Source organism: Micromonospora sp. NPDC049151, assembly GCF_040648395.1.
Classification (GTDB): Bacteria; Actinomycetota; Actinomycetes; order Mycobacteriales; family Micromonosporaceae; genus Micromonospora.
Window position 1 is genome coordinate 110,092 of sequence record NZ_JBEZDP010000003.1, and the last position, 23,670, is coordinate 133,761.

Genomic DNA, 23,670 nt, shown 5'->3' on the forward strand with positions numbered 1-23,670 from the left:
CCGGAACGGGGTGGGGGTCAGGGTTTGGGGGGTTGGCGGTTCTGGGTGGGGTTGCCCTGGATCGCCTCCCAGACGCTCCGGCCGGCCTGCCGCAGTGCCTGTCCGGCCTGTCCCGCCAGTTGTGCCGCCTCGGCGGCGGCGCTCGCGGGCTGGCCGGAGTGCTCCGGACCGCGCTTCTTCTCGGTGGGGCGGCCGGCCGGCGGGCCCGGCACCGACCCGGACCCCGCCTTTTCCTCCCCGGCACCGGGTGACGGCTCCGGCCGCCGGGCACCGGCGTCCGGCACTGCGGGCCCCGACCGATCGGCGACCGCGGGACCGGCCCGATCGACCGGCGCCCGACCGGTGCGCTCGACCACCTCGCGGGCCGCGGCCCGCGTACGCCCGGTCTGGTCGACCACCGGCGCGGTGGGCCGGTGCACGTCGTCAAGGGTGGCAGTGGCCGAGCGGGCCAGCGCGTCGATCAGCTGCGGGTTGCGGTCGATGGTGGTCAGCGCCCGGTCCAGGATCCGCACCAGCTTCTCCAGCCGCACCTTGAGCAGCGCCTCGGCGCTCACCCCGGTGACGTCGAGTTCGACGCCCTTCAGGTGTACCCGCACTCCGGCGTCGATCTGGAGCAGGTCGGCCAGCCGGGCGCGCAGCGACAGGTCGGCGTCGAGCCCGTCCACCGCGAGCCGGATCTCGTCGACGGTCAGTTCCGGCACGTCGAGCAGGACGTCCGGCTCCGACTCGTAACCGCCCGGCGAGTCGGGCCGCTCGTGGCCGGGATCCGGAACTGGTTCGGTGGCTCGGCTGTCGGTCATGCTCCCCGCTCTCCCCCATCGGTCCGGTCGGCGGCGCTTACCCGCTTTGCGGTACGGCATCCGCCGCCCTTCGCGCAGAGCGCCTGTCCCACCACTCAGCGCTGTCGGAAAACGGAGTTCCCGGTGTCCGGAAGCGGCCGCCTCGGAAGCTGCACACCGAGACATGAGCCGGTATGGTCCGGACCTATGGGACAGGAGATGGCCGATCCGGATGAGGTCCGGCAGGAATCCGACCGCTTCTCCCTCCGCAGCAACCTGCTCGTCCCGGCCTCCGCCGAGCGGGCGTACGCCGTCTTCACCGGCGCGCTGGCCGACTGGTGGGTGCGGGAATACACCTGGTCCGGTCCGGAGGCGCTCACCGCGATCGGCATCGAACCGCGGGCCGGCGGCATGCTCTACGAGATCGGGCCGTACGGCTTCCGCAACGACTGGGGTCGCGTGCTGACCTGGGATCCGCCCCGGCGGCTGGTGTTCACCTGGCAGATCGGCCCGGATCGGGTGCCGGTGCCGGATCCGGCGCGGGCCAGCGAGGTGGAGGTGCTGTTCCACTCCGACGGCCCGGAGCACACCCGGGTGGAGGTCGAGCACCGCTACTTCGACAGGCACGGCACGGCGGCCGAGGGCTACCGCGAGGCGCTCACCGCCGGCTGGCACGAACTGCTCTGCCGTTACCTGGCGACGGTCGCCCGCACCACCGCCGCCTGACCCGCGCCGAGCGGGCGCACCGGGTCAGCCGGCGATGCCCGGCGCCGCGCCGGTGCCGGCCACGCCGGTGCCGCCCAGGTCGGCCCGGCGGCCGGCGTCCGCGCCGGAACCGAAGCCACCGCCCGCCAGCCGCCGTCGCGGGGCGGTGCGCAACCGGGGGTACGCCTCGGCGACCCGGTGCTGGACGCGATCGGAGCGGTCGGCGAGCACCAGCGCCGTCGAGGGCCCGCCCGCCTCCGCCACCGCCTTGTTCTCGGCCGCGCGCAGTCGTTCCGCGACGACGTACGCGAACCCGGCCAGCCAGGTACGCCGGAACGCCGCCGGATGCTCCCCGGCCGGTACGGCAGCACCGGCGAGCCCGTGCGCGGCCTGCACCAGCAGCGAGGTGAACAGCAGCTCGACCCGTTCCAGGTCGCTGGCGAAGCCGAACAGGTGCATGACGAAGCCGTTGCCCTGCCGGCGGCGTACGCATCGGCAGCGCAGCGGTTCGGCGACCGCCGCGAGCAGGCCGGCCTTGTCCCGCGCGTACGGTGCGACCACCTCGACGGTCCGGTCACCCACCGGGTCGACCGCCGGATCGCGCGCGGCGAGCAACGCCCGGTCGACGCCGTAGCGGGCGATCAGCTCGGTGGCCTTGGCCATGAAGGCCGCCGACTCGGCGGGCGTGCAGGCCGGGTCCTCGGCCTGGGCGAGCAGCTTGCGCACCTTGCTGAGCATCGCCTCGGACATGCACCCAGAGCTACCACAGCCGGGGCGACGGGCCGCGCGGCGGGCTCAGTCCGACCGGCTGCGCAGCGTGGCGATCGTCGAGCCGGCGAGGGTGAGGAGGCAGTCGGGCAGCAGCCCGTCGGCCGCCGCCGCCCCGAACAACGCCTCGCCGGTGTCCGCGTCGTCGTTGGCGCACGCGCTGACGAAGCGGGCCACCCACCGCGTGTCGTAGTCGGCCTGGTCGATGCCGGGGAAGTCGAGGGCGGCGCCGCCGGCCGGGGCGTCGTCGCCGAGCATGGTCGCGGCGAGGCACCACGCCACTCCGTACGCCCCGGCGAGGCCGGAGCGGTCCACCACCGCGTCGAACGTGCCCACCACCCCGGCGCCGTCCCCGGCGAGGGCCGAACGGAGCACGGCGGTCGCGTCGTCGAGCGTCTGCTGTGCTTCGTCGTTCACCCGCGGAACAGTATCGCCGGGGGTCAAGCGGTGACCCGGAAACAGCCCGTTGAGCACGCAGAGTGACCCCCGCCGTCGGGGTGCCGACGCAGCCGACTCCACAGTCCCGCGTGCCGCACGAGCACGCTAAGGTGCGCAGCGGACCTTCGCCGGAGGAAGGACGACCATGCTGAGAACACGCACGTCGCGCGCGGCCCTGTCCATGGCCTGCGCGGCGCTCCTGCTCGCCACGAGCGCCTGCGGGAGCGACGAGCCGGAGGAAGCGCCCGCCACCCAGGTGCGCCTCTACGGCACCGACGGCAACATGACCAATTCGTACGCCACGGAACTCAAGGACCGGGCGGATCTGGTGAACGGGATGAAGGGCACCACGCCCCTCACTCCGCTGCCGGAGAGCTTCAAGGAACGGCTACTCGCCGTAGACCCGAAGCTGACCGACTTCCTCTACTCCGCCGAGTCCTACGACGCGGTCGTGATCAGCGTGCTGGCCGCCCAGCTCGCCGGCACCACCGCGCCGGCCGAGATCGCCAAGCAGATCGTCGGCGTGACCACCGGCGGCGAACGCTGCGACGACGTGGCGGCCTGCCTCCAGCTCGCCCGCGCCGGCCGGGACATCGAGTACCGGAGCGTGTCGCTGACCCGTTCGGGGTTCACCGACGCCGGTGAGCCGGCCACCGCGAGCTACGGCACCCGGCACTTCGACAACCAGAAGATCGACGACAGCAAGACCGAGTTCGTCGGCGCCGGTGAGGAGTCCGGGGCGAGCACCAAAACCCCGCCGCGTGGTCGCAAGCTGCGTGACGGCAAGGCGAAGGACGCCCCGCTGGTCCTCGGCGGGCTGCTGCCCAAGACCGGTGACCTGGCGCTGGCGTACCCACCGCTGGCGGCCGGCGCCGCGCTCGCGATCCGCGAGGTGAACGCCGCCGGCGGCGCGCTCGGTGAGCCGGTCAAGTGGATCGAGGGCGACGACGGCACCAACCCGGAGATCGCCAAGGTCACCGTCGCCTCTCACGTGAGCAGGGGCGTCCACGTCATCATCGGCGCGGGCGGCTCCGGCATCTCCCGGGCTGTGCTGCCGGACGTGGTGGCCGCCGGGCGGATCCTGTTCTCCCCGTCGAACACCGACGCCGGGCTGAGCACCGTGGACGACAAGGGCCTCTACTTCCGTACCGCGCCGCCGGACAGCCTCCAGGGCCGGGCGCTTGCCGACGTGATGCTCCGGGACGGCCCGCGCAAGATCGCGATCCTGGCCCGTAAGGACTCCTACGGCGAGGGCCTCCAGGAGAACGTCCGCTCCGAGCTGGACAAGGCCGGGATCGGCGCGGACCGGGTCAAGCTGCTGACCTACGAGCCGCCCGCGGACCCGAAGACGCCAGTGGACTTCAGCGGCGTCGCCAGGGAGATCAAGGCCTTCGGGCCGGAGGCGCTGCTGCTCATCGGCTTCGCCGAGTCCGCGCCGGCCATCCCGGCGCTCGACGACGCCGGAGTCGACATCAAGCGCTGAGGCGCACCGACGTGGAGGGCCGCACCGGATGACACCGGTGCGGCCCTCGTCGTCTCCCGCCGTCCTCAGCGTGACCGGCGCCGCTCCAGGAACTCGGTCATCCGCCGGCGCTTCTCCTCGTCCTCGAACAGCACCGCCTGGCTCAGCAGGTCGAGCTGCGGGTGCGCGGCCGCCGGGGCGTCTACCGCCAGCTTGGTCAGCCGCAGCGCCAACGCGGAACCCTTCGCCATCTCGTCGAGCAGGCCGTGCGCGGTGGGCAGCAGCTCCGCCGGTTCGGCCACCACCCGGTTCACCAGCCCGATCCGCAGCGCCTCCTCGGCGTCCACCCGCCGGCCGGTGAACAGCAGTTCCTTGGCCCGGGCCTCACCGATCAACGCCGGCAGCCGGTAGGTCGCGCCCGCGCCGGCCAGGATGCCCAGCCGCACCTCGGGCTGGCCGAACACCGCGCGGTCCGTGCACACCCGGAGATCGCAGGCGTACGCCAGCTCGGCGCCGCCGCCCAGCGCCGGCCCGTCGACGGCCGCGACGGTGGGCATCGGCAGCGCCCGGATGCGGGCGAAGACGCCCTGGTTGATGGCGGCCAGCGCGTCCAGCCGGCCGCGTTCGCGGAGCTGAGCGATGTCGGCGCCGCCGGCGAAGATGCCCGCCGTCCCGCCGGTGAGCAGCAGCAGCCGGGGACGCGCCTCCAGGTCGGCGCAGACCGCGTGCAGCTCGCCCACCAGGTCGGCGTCGATGGCGTTGCGCTTCTCCGGCCGGTCCAGCGTCACCACGAGCCGGTCCGGCAGCTCCTCGATCCGCAGCCCCGTCATTGCCTCACGCCGTCCTTCCAGGTGTAGAAACCCTGCCCCGACTTCTTGCCCAGCTTCCCGGCGGCGACCATCTCGACCAGCAGCGGCGGCGGCGCGAAGCGGTCCCCGTACGCGGCCTGGAGGGTGCGGGCGATGTCCAGCCGCACGTCCAGCCCGACCAGGTCGGTCAGCTCCAGTGGGCCGATCGGGTGCCGGTAGCCGAGCACCATCGCCTTGTCGATGTCGGCCGGGCTCGCCACCTCGTCGGCCACCATCCGGATCGCCTCCAGGCCGAGCGTGACGCCGAGGCGGGAGGTGGCGAAGCCGGGCATGTCGCGTACCACGACGGGGTCCTTGCCCAGCCGGGCGGCGAGCGCGACGGCCGCCTCGGTCGTAGCCGGCGCGGTGGCCGGGCCGACCACGACCTCGAGCAGCGCCATCGCCCACACCGGATTGAAGAAGTGCAACCCGAGGAAGCCGGCGGGACGCTCCAGCCCGGCGGCCAGGTCGGTGATCGGGATGCTCGACGTGTTGCTGCCCAGTAGCGCCGGACGGCGGCTCTCCGCCTCGCGCAGTACGGCGCGCTTCAGGTCGAGCCGCTCGGGCACCGCCTCCACGATCACGTCGGCGCCCTCGGCCACCTCGGCGAGCCCGGCCCGGAGCGTGACGCGGGCCCGGTTGGCGGTGGCGGCCTCCTCGGTCAGCTTGCCGCGCAGCACACCCCGGTCCCAGAGTTCGCCGAGCCGGCGCAGTGCCTCGGCGCCCCGGGCGGGGTCGACCTCGACCAGTTCGACCGCGTACCCGGCGCCGGCCGCCACGTACGCGATGCCGAGGCCCATGGTGCCGGCCCCGACGACCACAAAACGACCACTCATCGACGTCCCCTCGCCGCGGCGGGGGCGCGCGGGGTCTCCGCCGCCGGGCCCGTCCGCTCGCTCGTTCCTGCATGCGACCCTATGCATGGCCGGGCCGCCGGGATGCGTGGGGGCGGAGCGGACGGGGTAAGGACGGCCGTCAACGCCGAAGGAAGGAACGAGATGAGCCAGGCACCGGAGAGCGCGGAGAGCACCGAGACGGTCGAGACCCGCGGCGACGAGCGGATTGACCTGCTCCGCGCGGACACCAACAACGACGGCAAGACCGACGTGTGGGTGGTGGACACCGACGGCGACGGCAAGGCCGACCTGTTCCAGTTCGACACCGACGGTGACGGCAAGGTGGACATCACCATGGTGGACATCGACGAGGACGGCACGCCGGACGAGGTGGTCGACGGCGACGGCGGGCTGCCCCCGGAGCAGACCACCCCCACCGTCCAGGTCTGAGCATGTAAGGAAGGGCCCCTTCTTAACGCCTAGGCGCTTGAAAGGGGCCCTTCCTAACGCCGCAGCTCCAGCGTGGCGAGGTAGTAGGGGTGGTCGGTGTCGTCCACGTCGGTCAGTCGCCACGGTGAGCCGTGGACCAGTCCGGCGAACTCCTCGGGCGAGCAGACCAGATAGTCGAACCACTCGGTGCCGAGCAGGCGGTAGCGCAGCCGCAGCCGCAGTTGCCCGCCGATCCGGCCCCGCTGCCGGTTGCGCTCGTGATAGGCGGTGTGCACCGGGTCGGTGGTGCCGTACGGGTCGGTGCCGTGGGCGATCACCCGCGCGCCGGGGCGGGCCAGCGCGGCGAGCGCGGCGAGCATCGCCGGGGCGCGTTCCCGCCCCTCGAACAGGCCGAGGTTGTTGCCGAGCAGCAGGAACGTGTCGTACCGGCGGCCGTCGGCGGCGTGCTCGTCGACGGTGCCGTGCACGAGGTCGCGTACGCCCCGGTGGCGGCTGACGCGCAGCGCGCCGAGCGAGGTGTCCAGCCCGGTGACCGGCACGCCCCGGTCCTGCAGGTGCAACGCGATCCGGCCGGCGCCGACGCCGACGTCGAGCACGTCCCCGCGTACCCGGTCCACGGCCCGGTGGTCGTGCGGCTGCCACAGCTGCGGCGGGTCCAGGTAGTGCCCGGCGGGTGCGCCGTTGACGAGCCCGTCGTCGCGTTCGATGATCTCGATGACCGGCCGGGGCAGGCGACCGCCGGCCATCGGGCGCGGCCCGATTCCGGTGGCGACCGCGTACGCGTCGCGGATCATCTCGCCGAACACGTCGCCGATCTCGGGTTCCCCGGTCATGCCCGCAACGCTATCCGGGGGCCGGAGACGCCGTATCCTTGGCGGCGTGACCGACCTGGACCGCTTGGCGGCGGAGAAGTACGTCCTGCTCACCACGTTCCGCAAGGACGGCCGGGCGGTGCCGACTCCGGTGTGGGCGGTACGCGACGGCGACGGGCTCGCGGTGTGGACGGTGGCCGACTCCGGCAAGGTGAAGCGCATCCGGCGGGACGGCCGGGTCACCGTGGCGCCGTGCGACGTGCGCGGCCGGCCGCACGGCGCGGCGGTCCCGGGGCACGCGACGATCGCCGACGCGGAGAGCACCGACCGGGTGCGGGGCCTGCTCAAGCAGAAGTACCGGCTGATCGGGCGGCTGAGCCTGCTCGGTAGCCGGCTGCGCCGGGGTGAGCGCGGCACGGTGGGGCTGCGGATCGTACTGGACGGGTCGACCCCGGAAACGACTGAGCCCGGACACGATTAAGGGCGGTGGATCGTCGCTGCCGCGACGGCACCGCCCCTGATCGGAACGCCGGAGAACGCCGGTTCGTCAGTCTCCCTGGCGCTGCTGGGGGATCTGCCCCTGTAGCAGAGCTCGAACCTCCGACTCGCGGTAGCGGCGGTGGCCGCCCAGGGTCCGGATGGCGCTGAGCTTGCCAGCCTTGGCCCACCGGGTCACCGTCTTCGGGTCGACACGGAACATCGACGCCACCTCGGCCGGTGTGAGTAGCGGCTCAGGTTCGTGCGTTCGCGATGCCATCGGGGTCACTCCTCCACATGTATAGACATCGGCCGGGGTCCCGCCGGCCGACGCGTCTCCCATGGTCCGGCTAGTCCCCGATGTCCGACATGGGCCGAACGGCTGAAGGTCCCTAGACGGACGGATGAACCATGCCCGATTTTTACGACTTTTATGCCGCAGAAACTACCTTATTCGGACTCATGATCACGGTTCGTGATGCATCAACTACGAGACACACTCGTGTCCAAGGCCACTAAGTGTGGCAAACCGGGCGTCAGTTGCAGCGCTCCAGCAGTTGCACCGCGCGCCAGCGGGCGACCAGCTTGTCGTACGCGGCGGACGCCTCCTCGGCCTCGCCCCGGCCCAGTCCGGACAGTCCGGTGGCGACCAGCTCGGGCGAGTCGTCGGCCTCGAGCGTCTCGTCCGGCAGCAGTTGCACCAGGCCGCCGTAGTCCAGCTCGACCACGGAACGCGGGTGGAACTCCTCCAGCCACCGGGCCGCCTCCTCGACCGCCTCGGTGATCGGCGCCTCGCCAATCGACTTGCGCAGCACCGACAGCGCCCGGGACGCCCGGCGACGCGCCTTGGAGATCTCCGTGCGGTAGCGCAGCGCCCGCCGCTCCGGCTCGGTGACCAGGTGCCGCTCACCGGCCTCGAACAGCACGAACCAGCGCAGCGGCACCCCCCAGGTGGCGATCTGCTCGTGCACCCGGGGCACCCCGTGCTCCAGCACCCGGGCCCCGCTGCGCCAGTCCTCCACCACTGCCTTCGCCTGCCCGGCGAGCACCGGCGGCACGAACGCGTCGGCCAGCACCGAGGGCACGCCGTCGCGGGCGCTCAGCGCCGCCTCGGCGACCCGGATCCGCAGGTTCCACGGGCAGACCAGCAGCGCGTCGTCGGCCTCCAGGACGTACGCCTCGTCGGGCAGGTCGGGCAGCCGGGTCCAGCCGGCGCCGAGCGCCTCGATCACCGCCGTCCGCTGCCGTACCGGCCCCTCCAGCGGGGCTATCGCGCGGCCCTCGCTGACGTACCGGCGCCAGTACGACTGCCGATCCCGGTCGAAGGCGGTGAGCGGCTCGTACACGCGCAGGTATGAAGCGAAGAGCGACGGCACGGCGCGATCCTCCCACGAGACGGGACCATCCGTCGCCGCCCTTGGGCCCGTGGCGTGACATGCGCGACAGTACGGTTCGGGCCGATATTAGGCTCGACGACACCGGCAGCATCCCGCCGGCGTGCCACCAGGTTCCGCACCCCACAAGGGCGCTCACCGACACAGGAGTCAGCCATGAGCGTATTCGCCAGTACCGACGACCCCGTTTCCACAGGGCATGAGCAGGTCGTGTTCTGCCAGGACAAGCAGTCCGGCCTGAAGGCGATCATCGGGATCTACTCCACCGCGCTGGGCCCCGCGCTCGGCGGCACCCGGTTCTACCCGTACGCCAGCGAAGCCGACGCCCTCGCCGACGTGCTCGACCTCTCGCGCGGCATGGCCTACAAGAACGCCCTGGCGAACCTCGACCTCGGTGGCGGCAAGGCGGTCATCTGGGGTGACCCCGAGCAGATCAAGAGCGAGGCGCTGCTGCGCGCGTACGGCCGCTTCGTCGAGTCGCTGAACGGCCGCTACTACACCGCCTGCGACGTGGGCACCTACGTGGCGGACATGGACGTGATCGCCCGCGAGACCCGCTTCGTGACCGGCCGCAGCGTGGAACACGGCGGCGCGGGTGACTCGTCGATCCTCACCGCCTGGGGCGTGTTCCAGGGGATGCGGGCCGCCGCCGAACACGTCTGGGGCAGCCCGACGCTGGCCGGCCGCCGGGTCGGCGTGGCCGGGCTGGGCAAGGTCGGCAAGTACCTGACCGCCCACCTGCTCGACGACGGCGCCGAGGTCGTGGCGACCGACGTCAGCCCGCGCGCCCAGGAGTGGGCGCGCACCACCCACCCGCAGGTCACCCTGGTCGACGACACCGCGGCGCTGGTGACCTCCGACATCGACGTGTACGCCCCGTGCGCGCTCGGCGGCGCGCTGAACGACGACACCGTGCCGGTGCTGCGGGCCAAGGTGGTCACCGGGGCGGCGAACAACCAGCTCGCCCACCCGGGCATCGAGAAGGTGCTCGCGGACCGGGGCATCCTCTACACGCCCGACTACGTGGTGAACGCGGGCGGCGTGATCCAGGTGGCCGACGAGATCGACGGCTTCAACTTCGACCGCGCCAAGCTGCGCGCGACCCGGATCTTCGACACCACCCGGCAGATCCTCCGGCTCGCCGACGACGAGGGCGTGCCGCCGGCGGTCGCCGCGGACCGGCTCGCCGAGCGGCGGATGGCGGAGGTCGGCCGGCTGCGCGCGATTCATCTGCGGTGAAGCTCACCCGGGGGTGGAGCGGCGGCTCCACCCCGGGGGCCGCGCGCGTTAAGCTGACCATCGGCACCGTTCATGCCGGTATGTCCGGTGTCATGGCCAGCCCCGGGTCCTACCCCTTACCCGGTACACTTTGTGACGGCTGGACCACCGCAACGCGCAGGTCCGGTCGACGGTGACCCGAGGTGCCGAACGATGGCATCCCCATGTACCGTAAGAGCCACGAGAGATGCCTGACGTCATCGGGGCCCGCCTTCGGGCTGCCCCGCATTCTGTGCGAGGGGGTCGAGCCATGGGGCGCGGCCGTGCTAAGGCCAAGCAGACGAAGGTGGCGCGGGAGTTGAAGTATCACTCCCCGAACACCGACCTAACCGCCTTGCAGCGCGAACTGGCGGGTAGTGGAAAGTCTGAGCACAACTTCGACGACGACTACAAAGAGTATGTCGACGACGATGACGAGGACCACGCGGACGACGACCCGGACACCTGGGCTCGTCCGACCCGCTGACCTCCGGTCACATCTGAGCACGCGGTAACCCCCGCGTGCTCACGCATGTGCTCTGCTGAGCCGGCGTACGACCGACGATGCAGGGGCCTGCCGTGCCGACTCGCCGGCAGGTCCCTGATCGCGGAACCGCCCTTCAGCGTGGCCGGTTGTTCCAGTTGTAGAACGTCGGGATGTTCTCGAAGTGGTTCCACGCGCAGACCGCGTCGGCACCGTCGCCCGACACCTCCGCCCGCAGCAGCCGTGCCGCCTCCGCCTCACGGAGCAGAGCGGTAAGCCCCGCAGCGGCCCCCCGTACCCGGTCGGCGACGACCTCCCGGTCGGTGTCACTGATGGTCTCGGGCATGCTCCAACACTCCCTCCAGTAGGCGGATCTTGCTGTTGCGGCAGTGCTCGGTCTCCGTGCCGTCGAAACGCCCCAGCTCGAAGTAACGGTTGGCGGCGTGCCCGCCGCCGCAGAACCCGAAGTACGCGCAGGACTCCCGGCACGCCTCCACGCCGGTGAGGAACTCGCTCACCCACGGCGTGCCGGCCGCGCCGGCGAGGATGTCGCGCAGCGGCGTGGTGAGCACGTTTCCGCTGGCGAAGTCGCCGTAGTGCGGGTCGGTGAACCCGGCCAGCTCCGGCGAGAGCACCACCACCGAGCCGTCATGCCCGACCGTCGGGATCGGGTCGAGGCTACGGGGCAGCAGGTCGTGCGCGGTGCCGGCCAGCACCGCGCCCGCGTACCGCAGCGACCACTCCACCTCACGCAGGTGGATCCGGGGATCCCGCCGCCAGGCCGCCACCAGCTCCGCCCAGAACCCGGTGACCGCGCCCGCGTCCCGGGCGTTCGTCCGGGTGTTGACGCCCTCGGTCTCCTCGATGTTGACGCCGAGCACGTCGCAGCCCAGGTCGAGGAAGTAGTCGTACAGCTCGGTCGCCAGGCCCGGCTCCGGCCGCGAGACCACAGCGAGCGCCGAGAACGGCAGGCCGTGACGGCGCAGCGCCGCCACACCCGTCACGATCCGGTCGTACGCGGGCCGCCCGCCCCGGTTGACCCGCTCGGCGTTGCGCGCCCGCGGCCCGTCCACGCTGACGCTGACCCGCACCCGGTGCTCGGCGAAGAACGCGCACCAGGCGTCGTCGATCAAGGTCGCGTTCGTCTGCACGTGGTGCTCGACATCCGGCCCGAACGGCGCCAGCAGCGCGGCCAGGTGCTCCCGGCCGGCCGCGAGCGGCTCACCGCCGTGCCACACCACGGAGAAGCGACCGCTCGCGGCCCACTGGTTCACCGACGCCGCCACCGCCTCGGCGACGGCCACCGGCATCCGCCTGTCGACCGCCCGCAGGGGCAGGTAGCAGTAGGCGCAGTCGAGGTTGCACAGCGTCGTCGGCTGCATCACCACGTACGACGGGACGACGGCGATGCCCCGCATACCCTCAGGCGTGCGCGCGGCCATCAGCACCTCCCCCGCCTGCCTGAAAACCGAACCTCCAGGCTAGGCCGAGGCGACCGCCCGGGTGAACCCCCGATCAGGTGCCCGGCCGATGGGCGCAGGGTGATCAGCCTCGGGTGTGCTGCCCGACCATCTGCACGTTGCCGGACCCCTCGATGATCTCGCCGGCCTGCCAGGCGTCCACGCCCCGGCCGGTCAGGGTGGCCAGCGCGCGGTCGGCGTCCTCGGCGGAGACGATCGCGAACATGCCGACGCCCATGTTGAAGGTTGCCTCCATCTCCGGGTCCTCGATCCGGCCCTTGGACTGGATCAGGTCGAAGATCGGCTGCGGCTTCCAGGTGGAGCGGTTCACCACGGCGTCGACGTGCTCGGGCAGCACCCGGACCAGGTTGCCGGGGATGCCGCCGCCGGTGACGTGGGCCAGCGCCCGCACCTCGGCCTCGGCGATCAGCTTGAGGCAGTCCTGCGCGTAGATCTTGGTCGGGGTTAGCAGCTCCTCGCCCAGCGTCCGCTGGCGGCCGAAGTCGTCGATCACCACGTCCAGCCGCATCCGGCCGGCGCCGAGCAGCACGTGCCGGACCAGGGAGTAGCCGTTGGAGTGCAGGCCGGACGAGCGCATCGCGATCACGACGTCGCCCACCTCCACCCGGTCCGGGCTGAGGATCTCGCTCTCCTCCACCACGCCGACGCCGGTGGCCGAGATGTCGTACTCGTCGGGGCGCAGCACGCCCGGGTGCTCGGCGGTCTCGCCACCCAGCAGCGCGCAGCCGGCGTACCGGCAGCCGTCCGCGATGCCGGCGCCGATCTCGGCGACCTTGTCCGGCACGACCTCGCCGGTGGCGATGTAGTCGAGCAGGAACAGCGGCTCGGCGCCGCAGGCCACCAGGTCGTCGACGACCATCGCGACCAGGTCGATGCCGACCGTGTCGTGGATGTCGAGCTGCTGGGCGATCACCAGCTTGGTGCCCACGCCGTCGGTCGAGGACGCCAGGATCGGGTTCTTGTACTTCTTCGTGTCCAGCCGGAACAGGCCGGCGAAGCCGCCCAGGTCACCCATGACCTCGGGGCGCCGGGTCTCCTTGACCTTGGACTTGAGCAGTTCGACAGCGCGGTCGCCCGCCTCGATCGACACCCCGGCGTCGGCGTACGAGACCGAGCGTTTGCGCTGCGTCCGGCCGGACCCGGCCGACCAGGGCTGGCGGTCGCCGCCGGCGCCCGTCGGGCTGGATCCTGCGCCGCTGCGCTCGGACACGTGCGTCACGGTTCTCCCCTTTGTGGTTCCCGCGAGCCCGGAGCGGCCGGACCCGCGTCGGTGGTGCTACGGGTGGTGGGTCGGTGTGGCGACGAGCGGACCGGTCGGCCCGGCCGCCTCGGCGGCGACCCGGCGTCCCACTCCTTCGAGCACGTGCTTGCCGATCAGGTTCCCGGCCGGCAGTTCGATCGGGTACTCCCCATCGAAGCACGCCCGGCAGAGCCGGCTCTTCGGCTGCTCGGTCGCGGCGATGAGACCGGGCAGCGAGACGTAACCGAGCGAGTCGGCACCGATGGACCGCCGGATGCCGTCGTTGTCCAGCCCGTTCGCCAGCAGCTCGGCGCGGGTGGCGAAGTCGATGCCGTAGAAGCACGGCCAGCTCACCGGCGGCGAGGAGATCCGGACGTGGACCTCCAAAGCGCCCGCCTCGCGCAGCAGCCGGACGATCGCCCGCTGGGTGGTGCCCCGCACGATCGAGTCGTCCACCACGACCAGGCGCTTGCCACGCACGTTCTGCCGCAGCGGGTTCAGCTTCAGCCGGACGCCGAGGGCGCGCAGCGTCTGCGAGGGCTGGATGAACGTGCGCCCGACGTACGGGTTCTTCATCAGGCCCTGGCCGTAGGTGATGCCGGACTCCTCGGCGTAGCCGATCGCGGCCGGGGTGCCGGACTCGGGCACCGGGATCACCAGGTCGGCCTCGACCGGGTGCTCCTTGGCGAGCTGGCGGCCGATCTGCACCCGCGCGGCGTGCACGTTGCGGCCGGCGATGGTGGCGTCCGGCCGGGCGATGTACACGTACTCGAAAAGACAGCCCTTGGGCTCGGGCGAGGCGAACCGGCTGGACCGCAGCCCGTTCTCGTCGATGGCGATCAGCTCGCCCGGCTCGACCTCGCGGACCACGCTCGCGCCGACGATGTCCAGCGCGGCCGTCTCGCTCGCCACCACCCAGCCGCGTTCGAGCCGGCCGAGCACCAGCGGGCGCACGCCGTGCGCGTCGCGCGCCGCGTAGAGCGTCGACTCGTCCATGAAGACGAAGCTGAACGCGCCGCGCAGCTGGGGCAGCACCTCCAGCGCGGCCGCCTCGACCGACAGGTCGGGCCGGCTGGCCAGCAGCATCGTGACCAGTGAGGTGTCGTTCGTCGAGCCGTCGGAGTCGAGCCCGCGCACGGCGGCCTCGCGCTGCAACTCGGCGGTGTTCACCAGGTTGCCGTTGTGCGCCAGCGCGATCGTGGTGCCGGCGCTCGTGGCCCGGATGGTCGGCTGGGCGTTCTCCCAGGTCGAGCCGCCGGTGGTGGAGTAGCGCGCGTGCCCGATCGCGACATGCCCGCGCAGGCTGGCCAGCGTCGGCTCGTCGAACACCTGGGCGACCAGGCCGAGATCCTTGTAGACCACGACACCGGAGCCGTCGCTCACCGCGATGCCCGCGGCCTCCTGACCGCGGTGCTGAAGGGCGTAGAGCCCGAAGTAGGTGAGGTTGGCGACCTCTTCACCCGGCGCCCAGACGCCGAAGACGCCACACGCGTCCTGTGGGCCGGGTCGCTGGGGGTCAAGGTCGTGGCTCAGCCGGCCATCGCCTCGGGGCACCTGCCGCTCCCTCGCAGTGGGGTCTGGACTGGCCTGGCGGAGTCGGGGGGTCAGCTCCGCACACATGGGCCGGGACCGTCGTCGGGTTCTCAGTGTACGCGACCAGCAGTCGATACCGACAGTCACGAGATGTCAGCCCAGCGTGAGCAGGATTTTCCCTGCCCAACGCCTAAATGGGGAGGTACGGGGATAGGTCAGCCCGGATTCCGGACACCCGGATGCGACCTTCGGTGACCGTTTCCGCCCAACCCGCGCGGCCGGTGGCGATCGCCAGCCACGTCGGCGGATCCATCTCCACCACGTTCGGCGGCGTGCCGCGGGTGTGTCGTGGGCCACTCACGCACTGGACCGCACCGTAGGGTGGGACGCGCACCTCCACCGATCGGCCGGGGGCACGATCCGCGAGGGCAGCCAAGAGCATCCGGACCGCCTCCCGGAGCACCGGCCGTTCGGGCGTACGCCCCTCGTCCAGCGCCGCCAGTGCGGCGAGTACCGCTTCGGAATAAGCGTGCGGAGAGGACACGACGGGACGATACGACCCGGCGGGACGCCGCCCGACGGCGGCCCTGGGTAGAGATGATCCGGTCAGACAAGGCATAGTTGCCGACGGCGTTATTCGTACCGTGAGTGATCAACCTCGGCCCTGGCGGCCGGCGGAGAGGTCAGACCCGGAAGGCGGTGGACGTGTCAACACACCGACGTGCCTGGAAGCAGCGGGCCGGTGTGGTCGTAGCGCTGGTCTTCGGCGCCCTGCTCACCGTCCCCGCAAGCCCCGCCCTCGCCGCACAGATTGTCACCGCCACCAACTCCGTGACGGTCGAGGCGGGCAAGAACAGCACTGTAACGGTCACGGTCCGCCCGACCGGTGGTGAGACATCCACTGACATCGACGTGCAGGACCTACCCGACGGCGTCAACTGTGGGGGCTGCGGTCGGGTCGATTTCAATGGCGATCAGGATCAGACGGTCACGCTGACTCTGACGGCGGCTGCGAGCGCGCCAGCCAACAACCAGTCAGCGAGGATCACGGTCAGCGGCGGCCCACCTCGGCAGCTCCGGGTTACCGTCCGGGCTGCTGCCCCGCCCACGCCGCAGCAGCCGCAGACGGTCAAGACGGTCTCCGGCAAGGTGGTGAACGCCGACGGCGACCCGATCGAGGGCGCCCTCGTCATGCTCCGCGACAGCGCGGGCAAGGAGCGCCGCACCAACACCAGCGGGAACGGCAACTTCAGCTTCAGCGGCTCCGAGTCCAACCCGATCGCACCCGGGCGGATCGAGGTGGGTGCCTCCACCGACGGCGCCACGCCCGTCGCCAAGTCGGTGAACGCGAACGCCGGACAGTCCGTGACCGGCGTCCGGCTCAGCATCCAGGTGCGGGCGTCGGCGAGCCCGAGCGCCACCCCGTCGGCGAGCGAGTCCGCCGCGCCGTCCGAGGAGCCGCTCGAGGAGGAGACGGCCGACACCCCGTCGGCCGAGGCGCCCGCCGCACAGCAGCCGACCGCGAACGAGGACTCCGGCGGCTTCGGCTCCTGGCTGCTCATCCTGCTCGGTGGCCTCTTCGTCGCCGTCGGCGTGGGCACCATCGTGCTGCTCTACCTGCGCCGCAAGAACGAGGACGGCGACGGCGACGGTCCGGGTGGGCCGGCCGGTCCGAGTGGCCCCGGTGGCGCCGCGGCCGGTGCCATCCCGGCGGCCCGGGGCGCCTACCACGGCACTGACGACCAGACCCGGGTGGTGAACGGCATGGGCGCCGGGCCGGCCGCGACGATGGTCGGTGGCCCCTCGATCAGCGACGCCCCCACCATGCTCCAGCGCCCGGTCGTGGACGACGTCCCGCCGGACCCGTACGGCGCACCGCCCGGCCCGGCCTACGGTGTCGGCGGCGGCCAGGGCGGTTACGGCTACGGCGACGACGCGCCCGGCCAGGGCGGTTACGGCGCGGGTGGCTACGGCAACGCGCCCTCCTCGGGCGGCGGCTACGGCAACGGCCCGTCCTCGGGCGCCGGCTACGGCAGCCCGGACTACGCCGCCGGCGCCGCTGCCGGTGCGGCCGGCTACGCGGCCCAGGGCGGCGGCTACGGCAACGAGCGCTTCGACGAGCCCACCGGCCGCTACACCGGGGACAGCACCCAGTACGCCCCGGCGGCCGACCCGTACCCGACCAGCACCTACCAGCCGGAGCAGGACCGCGGCTACGACCAGGCCGGCTCGGCCTCGTACGGCCGTGGCCCGGAGCAGGGCGACGGGTACGGTGCCGCCGGTGGCTACGGCACCGCGCCGGGCGGCTACGACACCGGCCGCCAGCAGGGCGGATACGGCGAGCCCACCGGCGCTTACGGCAACGCCGCGGGCGGCGGCTACGGCGACAACCCGCCCGGCGGCTACGGCGACGCTCCGGCCTACGGCGGCGGCCAGGCGGCGGGCGGCGGCTACGGCGACGGCGCAACCGGCGGCTACGGCAACGCCGGCGCTGGTGGCTACGACAAGCAGTCCGGTGGCTACGACGGCGGCCGCCAGCAGGGCGGATACGGCGACGCGCCGACCGGCGGCTACGACAACCCCAGCGGCGGATACGACACCCGCTCGCCGGGCGGCTACGACACGAGCGCCGGTGGTTACGACAGCGGCGCGACCGGCGGCTACGACGGCGGCCGTCAGCAGGGCGGGTACGGCGACGCGCCGGCCGGCGGCTACGGCAACCCCGGCGGCGGATACGACGGCGGTCACCAGTCGGGCGGCTACGGGCAGCAGGGCGGCGGATACGGCGACGGCTACGGCCAGGCCCCGCAGGGCGGGTACGGCCAGCAGGGCGGTTACGGCCAGGAGCCGCCGCAGCAGCGCGGGGGCGGCTACGACAACCCCAACGACCCGGCGCAGGCCGGTCGCGCCCGCCCGGACGCGCAGCCGGACCGTTCCGGACGGCGCCTCGACTGGCTGGACGACTGACCCGTACCAGACAGAGGAACTGGGGCCGCCCGCGAGAAGTGGGCGGCCACAGTCGTCAGCGCGCCGAACACATGCCGCGTTGCCCGCAGGCGAGAGGGCTGCGCTCAGGCGGGGGCGAAGTAGTCCTGGCGGAGCACCGGCACCACGTCGGAGACACCCACAGCGGTCGCCACCGCGACGTCCTCCGCGAAGCCGCCCTCGGCGAGTTCCCGCCCGGAGACGCATCCCCGGACCGCGGCCGGCACGTCCGGCGTGCTCGCCAGCGCGGCGAGCGCCATCGCGGCCTCCACCGAGAGCCCACCGGGCACCTCGGCGAGCGCGTCGAGCACGCACGCCGCACCGAGCTGGTCCTCCACGCAGGGCCGCAGTGACCCGTCGGGCCAGCGCTCGCCGGCCGCCACCACGCCCACCGGGGCGTCGTTCGAGCCGTACCCCTCGGCGCGGAGCCAGCGCCCGACGGCGGGTGCGTTACGCAGGCACGCCGCGACCACCGGCACTCCGGTGGCGCTCGCGGCGGCGCTGATCGCCGAGCCGTTCGGCGACGGCAGCACCAGGTCGGCCACGACCGGCGCGGACCGCAGCGCCGCCGGGGAGAGCGACCACGGATGCTCCGCGGTCGTCCTCCGGCGGCCCACAGCGGCCACCGCCCCCACCCGGCGGGCGTAGTCGGCGGCCTGCTCACCCCACGGGAACGGGTGCACCCGCATGCCGCGGCTCACCGCCACCTCCACGGCGGTGGTGAACGACAACACGTCCACCACCACCAGGGCGGCGCAGACCCGGCCGAGCTCCGCCGCCCCGGTCAGTCCCCAGTCGAACCGGGCACCGGCGCCGGGTTGGGCGAAGACGGCCAAGGCCAGCGCCTCAGCGCTGACCCGGCGCCGGCTCACCGGAAGCCGGACCGTCGGACCCGTCGGCGGGCGCCGACTCGTCCTGGGCCGGGGTTCCGTCGACGGCAGGAGTCGCGCCGGCCGGTGCGTCCCCGTCCGACGCCGTAGCCGGCGCGTCGGGCTCCGCCGTGGCGGCGGGCGCGGAGGCCCCGGCGTCGGACGGCGGGGTGTCCCGGCCGGCCTTGGCGATCGGCTCGGCGTCGACAGCGGCCGGGTCGATGCCGACCGGCTGCTCGGCGGTCGCCGGAAGCACTGTGGTGGTGCCGGTACGGGTCGCCGCCACCTCCACCCGGGCCGCCTCGGCGGCACCGAACAGGCGCGGGAGCGTACCGGTGTGCGCCTCGCGCAGCTCGTCCAGGCCGATGCGGAACTGGCCGTGCACCTCCAGCGCGCCGGAGGCCGGGTCGGTCACGCCGACGAACTCCCACGGCACGCCACGCTCGGCGCACAGCGCGGTGAACGCCTTCTCGTGGCCGCGCGGCACCGACACCAGCACGCGGCCGGCGGACTCGCTGAACAGGAAGACGAACGGCATCGACCCGCCGGCGAAGTGCTCCGGCACCACGACCCGGGCACCGACGCCCCGGCGCAGGGCCGACTCGACCAGGCTCTGCGCCAGGCCGCCGTCGGAGAGGTCGTGCGCGGAACTGAGGTGCCCGACCCGGGCCGCCTCGGCCAGCAGCTCGGCGAGCTGCCGCTCGCGGGCCAGGTCGACCTGCGGCGGGATGCCGCCGAGGTGCTCGTGGGTCACCCAGGCCCACTCCGAGCCGGACAGCTCGACGTGCGTCTCGCCCAGCAGGAAGAGCTGGTCGTGGTCGCCGGCCGGGCGCGGCACGAAGCCCATCGGCACCCGCTCGGCGACGTCGTCGAGGACCCCGAGCACGCCGACCACCGGGGTCGGGTGGATGGCCGCGGCACCGGTCTGGTTGTAGAAGCTGACGTTGCCGCCGGTCACCGGGATGCCCAGCTCCAGGCAGCCGTCCGCCAGGCCGCGTACGGCCTCGGCGAACTGCCACATCACGCCCGGGTCCTCCGGCGAGCCGAAGTTCAGGCAGTTGGTCACCGCGATCGGCTTCGCGCCGGTCACCGCCACGTTCCGGTACGCCTCGGCCAGCGCCAGCTTCGTCCCGTGGTACGGGTCGAGGCGGGCGTACCGGCCGTTGCCGTCGACGGAGAGCGCGACGCCCAGGCCGCTGCGCTCGTCGATCCGGATCACGCCGGAGTCCTCCGGCTGGGCGAGCACGGTGTTGCCGAGCACGTACCTGTCGTACTGCTCGGTGACCCAGGTCTTGTCGGCCAGGTTCGGCGACGCGATCATGCGCAGCACGGTCTCCCGGAGCGCATCCGGGGTGCTCGGCCGGGGCAGCGTCTCGGCGCGGTCGGCCTGGAGCAGGATCAGGTCGGCCGGCTCGCGCATCGGCCGGGCGTACACCGGGCCGTCGTCGACGAGTGAGCCCGGCGGCACGTCCACCACGAGCTGGTCGCGCCAGGTGACGACGAGCCGGCCCGGCTGGCCGTCCGCCGACGGGGCGGTGACCTCGCCGATGGCGGTGGCCCAGACGCCCCACTTCTCGGCGGTCTTGAGCACGGCGTCGAGCTTGTCGGGCGAGACGACGAGCAGCATCCGCTCCTGGGACTCGCTGGCCAGGATCTCGTGCGGCTCCATCGAGGGCTCGCGCAGCGGCACCCGCTCCAGCCAGACCCGCATGCCGGTGCCGGCGGAGGCGGCGGTCTCGGTGAGGGCGCAGGTCAGGCCGGCGCCGCCGAGGTCCTGGATGCCGACGACCAGTTCGGCGTCGTACAGCTCCAGGCACGCCTCGATGAGCAGCTTCTCCATGAACGGGTCGCCGACCTGCACGGACGGGCGGCGCTGCTCGCTGCCCTCGTCGAAGGTGGCGCTGGCGAGCACTGATACGCCGCCGATGCCGTCGCGGCCGGTCTTGGCGCCCATCAGGACCACGATGTTGCCGGGGCCGGTGGCGTCCTTCTTCTGCAGCCGGTCGACCGGCAGCACGCCCAGGCAGAGCGCGTTCACGAGCGGGTTGCCCTGGTAGCAGGGGTCGAAGACGACCTCGCCGCCGATGTTGGGCAGGCCGAGGCAGTTGCCGTATCCGCCGACTCCGGCGACCACGCCGGGCAGCACCCGGGCGGTGTCCGGGTGGTCGGCCGCGCCGAAGCGCAGCGGGTCCATCACTGCCACCGGGCGGGCGCCCATGGCGAGGATGTCGCGGACGATGCCGCCGACGCCGGTCGCCGCGCCCTGGTACGGCTCGACGAAGCTCGGGTGGTTGTGCGACTCGACCTTGAAGGTCACCGCCAGCTCGTCGGAGACCTGGACCACGCCGGCGTTCTCCCCGATGCCGGCGAGCAGCCGGTCGCTCGGCGGCGCCTTCTCGCCGAACTGGCGCAGGTGCACCTTGCTCGACTTGTAGGAGCAGTGCTCGCTCCACATGATCGAGTACATGGCCAGCTCGGCCTGGGTGGGCCGGCGGCCGAGGATGTGCCGGATCCGGTCGTACTCGTCGTCGCGGAGGCCCAGCTCGGCGTACGGCTGAAGCTCCTCCGGCGTGCCGGCGGCCCGGGGGACGGTGTCCACGCTCAGCGCCCAGTCGTCGGTCGCGCCGGCCTGCGGCGCCACGCCCTGGCGCTCGCGCGGGGCCGGGTCCGGATGGGTGGTCATGACGTCTCCTTGCTGCGCTCGCCGCCGGTGCGGCGGGTGAGCCGACCGATGTTCCCGGCCACCATCACGCCGGCGCTCCCACCAGGTGCTTGAGCACCGAGGTGAAGAAGCCGAGGCCGTCCAGGGAGGGGCCGGTGAGCGCCTCCACCGCGTGCTCGGGGTGCGGCATGATGCCGACGACGTTGCCGGCCTCGTTGGTGATCGCCGCGATGTCGCGCTGCGATCCGTTCGGGTTGCCGCCGACGTAGCGGGCGACGACGCGGCCCTCGCCCTCCAGCCGGTCGAGCGTCGCGGTGTCGGCGACGTAGCAGCCCTCGCCGTTCTTGACCGGGATGAGGATCTCCTGGCCGGGCTGGAACGCGTTCGTCCAGGCGGTGCCGGTGCTCTCGATCCGCAGGACCTGGTCCCGGTTGCGGAAGTGCAGGTGCTGGTTGCGGGTGAGCGCGCCGGGCAGCAGGTGCGCCTCGCAGAGGATCTGGAAGCCGTTGCAGATGCCGAGCACCGGCAGGCCACCACGCGCGGCCTGGACGATCGTCTCCATCACCGGGGCGAACCGGGCGATGGCGCCGCAGCGCAGGTAGTCGCCGTAGGAGAAACCGCCGGGCAGGACGACGGCGTCCACCCCGTACAGGTCCGGGTCGCCGTGCCAGAGCCGGACCGCCTCGGCGCCGGCGATCCGCACGGCCCGGGCCGCGTCCCCGTCGTCGAGGGAGCCGGGGAAGGTGACCACACCGACCCGGGCGGTCACGACTGCGCGCCCGCGGTCTCGTCGGCGGTGACCACGCGGACGGTGAAGTCCTCGATGACCGGGTTGGCCAGCAGCTTGTCGGCGATCTCCCGGGCCCGGTCCAGGTCCGGTTCGCCGGTGAACTCGATCTCGATCCGCCTGCCGATCCGAACCGAGGCGACGTCGTCGACGCCGAGTCGGGGCAGCGCGTTTGCGACGGCCTGGCCCTGCGGATCGAGGATCTCGGGCTTGAGCATGACGTCGACTACGACGCGAGGCACGGGGCACTCCTGACTGTGTACGCAGTTGGGTGCCGGCCCAACAATCGGGCGAGCGCAGCCAGCCTACCTGGCAGATACCGCCCGGCCCGCACCGGCCGGGGGCAGTTCCGGCGCTGACGGACGGGCCCGGCGGCGGTGAACGGGTGTCGTTGCCCGTTCGTTGCGACGTCGATGCGAATTCGTTGCGCCCGACGCTTGCGGGCGACCCCCGGCAGCACCTCCCAGCAGGCATTCTGCCGCGAAACACCCCACCTTGGACCGGTATCCGACAGCAGGTCGGCGCGGCGCGCGGCGCGCGTCACGTCATCGGCATGACTCGATCCACACCTTGTGACACCGGGCGGCACGGCCGTAACATGCATCGTCAGATGTCGATGCACTGGATCGACCTCCCTCGCCGGCCCCACCCCATCCGGCGGGTGTCACCCCCTGCCCGGCAACCCCGGGCGCCTGCGCAGAAGGAGCCCCGACATGCGCCTCCGTCCCCTGCTCGCCGTGCTGACCACCGCGCTGGCCGGCGTCCTGGCCACCGCCTCCGGCGCCACCGCCGCGCCGGCCGGCCCGCAGCCGATCATCGGCGGCGGCACCGTCTCGTCGGCGCCGTGGGCCGCCGCCGTCTTCAGCAACGGCTCGTTCACCTGCTCCGGCAGCGTGATCGCGCCCCAGTGGGTGCTCACCGCCCGGCACTGCGTCAGCGGCACCATGTCGGTCCGCGTCGGCAGCGTCTACTACGCCTCGGGCGGCGTCACCCGCACCGTGAGCGCCTCCTACACCCGCTACGACCTGGCCCTGCTGCGCCTGTCCAGCACGGTCAGCACCTCCGCCGTGTCGCTGGCCACCAGCAACCCGCCGGTCGGCTCCACCAACACCATCTACGGCTGGGGCATGACCTGCTACAGCGGCTGCGGCGCGTCGCCCCAGCTCAAGACCGCCAGCGTACGGGTGACCAGCACCAGCGTCACCGACGCGTACGGCGGCCAGGCGATCCGGAGCACCCGGGTCAACGGCAACGCGTGGCGGGGCGACTCGGGCGGCCCGCAGTTCTACAACGGCCGGCAGGTCGGCGTCGCCTCCACCGCCGACGGCCAGAGCATCCAGAACTACGGCAGTGTCGCGTACAACCGGTCCTGGATCACCTCGACGGCCGGTGTCTGACGGTTG

The 23,670-nt window shown here is 72.8% G+C and carries 25 protein-coding genes; 8 read left to right on the top strand and 17 right to left on the bottom strand.

The features are described 5' to 3' along the window. Nucleotides 1-17: 17 nt before the first annotated feature. Nucleotides 18-800, bottom strand: coding sequence for a hypothetical protein (locus AB0B20_RS05515; RefSeq protein WP_357468392.1), 783 nt, complete (start codon nt 798-800; stop codon nt 18-20). A 186-nt stretch (nt 801-986) separates the two neighbouring features. Here AB0B20_RS05515 and AB0B20_RS05520 point away from each other — a divergent pair, with 186 nt between their 5' ends. Next, nucleotides 987-1,505, top strand: coding sequence for an SRPBCC family protein (locus AB0B20_RS05520; RefSeq protein ID WP_357385083.1), 519 nt, complete (start codon nt 987-989; stop codon nt 1,503-1,505). 24 nt (nt 1,506-1,529) lie between these two features. Here AB0B20_RS05520 and AB0B20_RS05525 read toward each other — a convergent pair whose 3' ends face one another. Together AB0B20_RS05525 and AB0B20_RS05530 are read right to left on the bottom strand one after the other, a co-directional pair. Further along, nucleotides 1,530-2,234 (bottom strand): DUF2786 domain-containing protein, encoded by a 705-nt coding sequence (locus AB0B20_RS05525; protein WP_357385085.1) that lies wholly within the window; start codon nt 2,232-2,234, stop codon nt 1,530-1,532. Nucleotides 2,235-2,279: 45 nt separating this feature from the next. Then, on the bottom strand, nt 2,280-2,669 hold the full coding sequence (locus AB0B20_RS05530) for a hypothetical protein (RefSeq protein WP_043327529.1): 390 nt from the start codon (nt 2,667-2,669) through the stop codon (nt 2,280-2,282). Nucleotides 2,670-2,835: 166 nt separating this feature from the next. Here AB0B20_RS05530 and AB0B20_RS05535 point away from each other — a divergent pair, with 166 nt between their 5' ends. Continuing rightward, entirely contained in the window at nt 2,836-4,173 is a 1,338-nt protein-coding gene (locus AB0B20_RS05535) for an ABC transporter substrate-binding protein (protein ID WP_357385087.1), read from the top strand. 65 nt (nt 4,174-4,238) lie between these two features. On the opposite strand, the gene AB0B20_RS05540 is transcribed toward AB0B20_RS05535, so the two are convergent. Together AB0B20_RS05540 and AB0B20_RS05545 are read right to left on the bottom strand one after the other, a co-directional pair. Further along, nucleotides 4,239-4,982 carry an enoyl-CoA hydratase/isomerase family protein gene (locus AB0B20_RS05540; protein WP_357385089.1) on the bottom strand — a complete coding sequence of 248 codons (744 nt, stop codon included), beginning with the start codon at nt 4,980-4,982 and terminating at the stop codon, nt 4,239-4,241. Next, entirely contained in the window at nt 4,979-5,836 is an 858-nt protein-coding gene (locus AB0B20_RS05545) for a 3-hydroxyacyl-CoA dehydrogenase family protein (protein ID WP_357385091.1), read from the bottom strand. The genes AB0B20_RS05540 and AB0B20_RS05545 overlap by 4 nt, the downstream gene beginning before the upstream one ends. 162 nt (nt 5,837-5,998) lie before the next feature. Here AB0B20_RS05545 and AB0B20_RS05550 point away from each other — a divergent pair, with 162 nt between their 5' ends. Next, the gene (locus tag AB0B20_RS05550; protein ID WP_357385093.1) at nt 5,999-6,286 is read left to right on the top strand and encodes a hypothetical protein; all 288 of its coding nucleotides are present in this window, start codon (nt 5,999-6,001) and stop codon (nt 6,284-6,286) included. Between the two features lie 53 nt (nt 6,287-6,339). On the opposite strand, the gene AB0B20_RS05555 is transcribed toward AB0B20_RS05550, so the two are convergent. Next, nucleotides 6,340-7,119, bottom strand: coding sequence for a class I SAM-dependent methyltransferase (locus tag AB0B20_RS05555; RefSeq protein WP_357385095.1), 780 nt, complete (start codon nt 7,117-7,119; stop codon nt 6,340-6,342). Nucleotides 7,120-7,165: 46 nt separating this feature from the next. On the opposite strand from AB0B20_RS05555, the gene AB0B20_RS05560 reads away from it, so the two are divergent. Next, nucleotides 7,166-7,579, top strand: a complete 414-nt coding sequence (locus AB0B20_RS05560) for a PPOX class F420-dependent oxidoreductase (protein WP_357385097.1) — start codon at nt 7,166-7,168, stop codon at nt 7,577-7,579. Nucleotides 7,580-7,645: 66 nt separating this feature from the next. On the opposite strand, the gene AB0B20_RS05565 is transcribed toward AB0B20_RS05560, so the two are convergent. Beyond that, entirely contained in the window at nt 7,646-7,855 is a 210-nt protein-coding gene (locus AB0B20_RS05565) for a BldC family transcriptional regulator (RefSeq protein ID WP_007073996.1), read from the bottom strand. A 256-nt stretch (nt 7,856-8,111) separates the two neighbouring features. Further along, nucleotides 8,112-8,951 carry a hypothetical protein gene (locus AB0B20_RS05570; RefSeq protein ID WP_357468395.1) on the bottom strand — a complete coding sequence of 280 codons (840 nt, stop codon included), beginning with the start codon at nt 8,949-8,951 and terminating at the stop codon, nt 8,112-8,114. A 174-nt stretch (nt 8,952-9,125) separates the two neighbouring features. On the opposite strand from AB0B20_RS05570, the gene AB0B20_RS05575 reads away from it, so the two are divergent. Then, nucleotides 9,126-10,208, top strand: a complete 1,083-nt coding sequence (locus AB0B20_RS05575; protein ID WP_357385101.1) for a Glu/Leu/Phe/Val dehydrogenase dimerization domain-containing protein — start codon at nt 9,126-9,128, stop codon at nt 10,206-10,208. Between the two features lie 289 nt (nt 10,209-10,497). Beyond that, the gene (locus tag AB0B20_RS05580; RefSeq protein ID WP_013283429.1) at nt 10,498-10,713 is read left to right on the top strand and encodes a DUF3073 domain-containing protein; all 216 of its coding nucleotides are present in this window, start codon (nt 10,498-10,500) and stop codon (nt 10,711-10,713) included. 133 nt (nt 10,714-10,846) lie between these two features. On the opposite strand, the gene amcA is transcribed toward AB0B20_RS05580, so the two are convergent. From amcA to AB0B20_RS05605, 5 genes are all read right to left on the bottom strand, one after another. Next, on the bottom strand, nt 10,847-11,056 hold the full coding sequence (gene amcA / locus AB0B20_RS05585) for a multiple cyclophane-containing RiPP AmcA (RefSeq protein ID WP_357385103.1): 210 nt from the start codon (nt 11,054-11,056) through the stop codon (nt 10,847-10,849). Then, the gene (gene amcB, locus AB0B20_RS05590; RefSeq protein WP_357468678.1) at nt 11,037-12,128 is read right to left on the bottom strand and encodes a cyclophane-forming radical SAM peptide maturase AmcB; all 1,092 of its coding nucleotides are present in this window, start codon (nt 12,126-12,128) and stop codon (nt 11,037-11,039) included. Before amcB ends, amcA begins: the two co-directional genes overlap by 20 nt. Before the next feature lie 127 nt (nt 12,129-12,255). Beyond that, the gene (gene purM, locus AB0B20_RS05595) at nt 12,256-13,410 is read right to left on the bottom strand and encodes a phosphoribosylformylglycinamidine cyclo-ligase (RefSeq protein WP_357385105.1); all 1,155 of its coding nucleotides are present in this window, start codon (nt 13,408-13,410) and stop codon (nt 12,256-12,258) included. Nucleotides 13,411-13,467: 57 nt separating this feature from the next. Beyond that, the gene (gene purF, locus AB0B20_RS05600; protein WP_216931519.1) at nt 13,468-14,985 is read right to left on the bottom strand and encodes an amidophosphoribosyltransferase; all 1,518 of its coding nucleotides are present in this window, start codon (nt 14,983-14,985) and stop codon (nt 13,468-13,470) included. Nucleotides 14,986-15,154: 169 nt separating this feature from the next. Continuing rightward, nucleotides 15,155-15,508 carry a sterol carrier family protein gene (locus AB0B20_RS05605; RefSeq protein WP_357385108.1) on the bottom strand — a complete coding sequence of 118 codons (354 nt, stop codon included), beginning with the start codon at nt 15,506-15,508 and terminating at the stop codon, nt 15,155-15,157. A 161-nt stretch (nt 15,509-15,669) separates the two neighbouring features. Here AB0B20_RS05605 and AB0B20_RS05610 point away from each other — a divergent pair, with 161 nt between their 5' ends. After that, on the top strand, nt 15,670-17,931 hold the full coding sequence (locus tag AB0B20_RS05610) for a carboxypeptidase regulatory-like domain-containing protein (RefSeq protein ID WP_357385110.1): 2,262 nt from the start codon (nt 15,670-15,672) through the stop codon (nt 17,929-17,931). A gap of 104 nt (nt 17,932-18,035) precedes the next feature. Here AB0B20_RS05610 and AB0B20_RS05615 read toward each other — a convergent pair whose 3' ends face one another. From AB0B20_RS05615 to purS, 4 genes are all read right to left on the bottom strand, one after another. Beyond that, entirely contained in the window at nt 18,036-18,785 is a 750-nt protein-coding gene (locus AB0B20_RS05615) for a 2-phosphosulfolactate phosphatase (protein ID WP_357385112.1), read from the bottom strand. Between the two features lie 10 nt (nt 18,786-18,795). Beyond that, nucleotides 18,796-21,459: a phosphoribosylformylglycinamidine synthase subunit PurL gene (purL, locus tag AB0B20_RS05620; RefSeq protein WP_357385320.1), complete on the bottom strand. Its 2,664-nt coding sequence runs from the start codon at nt 21,457-21,459 to the stop codon at nt 18,796-18,798. 106 nt (nt 21,460-21,565) lie between these two features. Then, nucleotides 21,566-22,249: a phosphoribosylformylglycinamidine synthase subunit PurQ gene (gene purQ, locus AB0B20_RS05625; RefSeq protein ID WP_357385114.1), complete on the bottom strand. Its 684-nt coding sequence runs from the start codon at nt 22,247-22,249 to the stop codon at nt 21,566-21,568. Then, entirely contained in the window at nt 22,246-22,509 is a 264-nt protein-coding gene (purS, locus tag AB0B20_RS05630; RefSeq protein ID WP_357385116.1) for a phosphoribosylformylglycinamidine synthase subunit PurS, read from the bottom strand. The genes purQ and purS overlap by 4 nt, the downstream gene beginning before the upstream one ends. A gap of 471 nt (nt 22,510-22,980) precedes the next feature. Here purS and AB0B20_RS05635 point away from each other — a divergent pair, with 471 nt between their 5' ends. After that, nucleotides 22,981-23,664, top strand: a complete 684-nt coding sequence (locus AB0B20_RS05635; RefSeq protein WP_357385118.1) for a trypsin-like serine protease — start codon at nt 22,981-22,983, stop codon at nt 23,662-23,664. Nucleotides 23,665-23,670: the final 6 nt, after the last annotated feature.

Coding starts and splice junctions, on each gene's coding strand:
- AB0B20_RS05515 (WP_357468392.1), bottom strand. CDS start 800: ATGACCGACAGCCGAGCCACCGAACCAGTTCCGGATCCCGGCCACGAG.
- AB0B20_RS05520 (WP_357385083.1), top strand. CDS start 987: ATGGGACAGGAGATGGCCGATCCGGATGAGGTCCGGCAGGAATCCGAC.
- AB0B20_RS05525 (WP_357385085.1), bottom strand. CDS start 2,234: ATGTCCGAGGCGATGCTCAGCAAGGTGCGCAAGCTGCTCGCCCAGGCC.
- AB0B20_RS05535 (WP_357385087.1), top strand. CDS start 2,836: ATGCTGAGAACACGCACGTCGCGCGCGGCCCTGTCCATGGCCTGCGCG.
- AB0B20_RS05540 (WP_357385089.1), bottom strand. CDS start 4,982: ATGACGGGGCTGCGGATCGAGGAGCTGCCGGACCGGCTCGTGGTGACG.
- AB0B20_RS05545 (WP_357385091.1), bottom strand. CDS start 5,836: ATGAGTGGTCGTTTTGTGGTCGTCGGGGCCGGCACCATGGGCCTCGGC.
- AB0B20_RS05550 (WP_357385093.1), top strand. CDS start 5,999: ATGAGCCAGGCACCGGAGAGCGCGGAGAGCACCGAGACGGTCGAGACC.
- AB0B20_RS05555 (WP_357385095.1), bottom strand. CDS start 7,119: ATGACCGGGGAACCCGAGATCGGCGACGTGTTCGGCGAGATGATCCGC.
- AB0B20_RS05565 (WP_007073996.1), bottom strand. CDS start 7,855: ATGGCATCGCGAACGCACGAACCTGAGCCGCTACTCACACCGGCCGAG.
- AB0B20_RS05575 (WP_357385101.1), top strand. CDS start 9,126: ATGAGCGTATTCGCCAGTACCGACGACCCCGTTTCCACAGGGCATGAG.
- AB0B20_RS05580 (WP_013283429.1), top strand. CDS start 10,498: ATGGGGCGCGGCCGTGCTAAGGCCAAGCAGACGAAGGTGGCGCGGGAG.
- amcA (WP_357385103.1), bottom strand. CDS start 11,056: ATGCCCGAGACCATCAGTGACACCGACCGGGAGGTCGTCGCCGACCGG.
- amcB (WP_357468678.1), bottom strand. CDS start 12,128: ATGCGGGGCATCGCCGTCGTCCCGTCGTACGTGGTGATGCAGCCGACG.
- AB0B20_RS05635 (WP_357385118.1), top strand. CDS start 22,981: ATGCGCCTCCGTCCCCTGCTCGCCGTGCTGACCACCGCGCTGGCCGGC.